Origin of the sequence: Bacillus sp. SIMBA_074, from assembly GCF_046534555.1 — a bacterium.
In the GTDB taxonomy this organism is placed as follows: Bacteria; Bacillota; Bacilli; order Bacillales; family Bacillaceae_G; genus Bacillus_A; species Bacillus_A mycoides.
Genome location: NZ_JAWRYM010001308.1, coordinates 1 through 232 on the forward strand (window position 1 = coordinate 1; position 232 = coordinate 232).

Here is a 232-nt window from a genome sequence, read left to right on the forward strand (position 1 = left end):
CTCGGGAGCCGCCGGGCCGACGAAGAACGGACGGAAGCCGGTGGGCTGCGACGCCCCCATGGAGACGAAGCTGACGCTCCATCCGGTGCCGGAGTACAGCACGTCGACGGCCTGAGCCGGTCCGCGGTTGTCGAGTTCGACCTTCACGCCGAGGTCCTTCCAGGCGCTGGAGACGAGCTCGGATGCGGCGGAGGTGAACTCCATCTGCAGCAGCTGCACGCTCAGCGGCACG

Annotated in this window: 1 protein-coding gene; it reads right to left on the reverse strand. The window is 69.0% G+C overall.

Going from position 1 to position 232, the window contains the following annotated elements:
- On the reverse strand, nucleotides 1–232 hold a 232-nt coding region (locus SB773_RS34935), incomplete at both ends, for a hypothetical protein (RefSeq protein WP_410595171.1).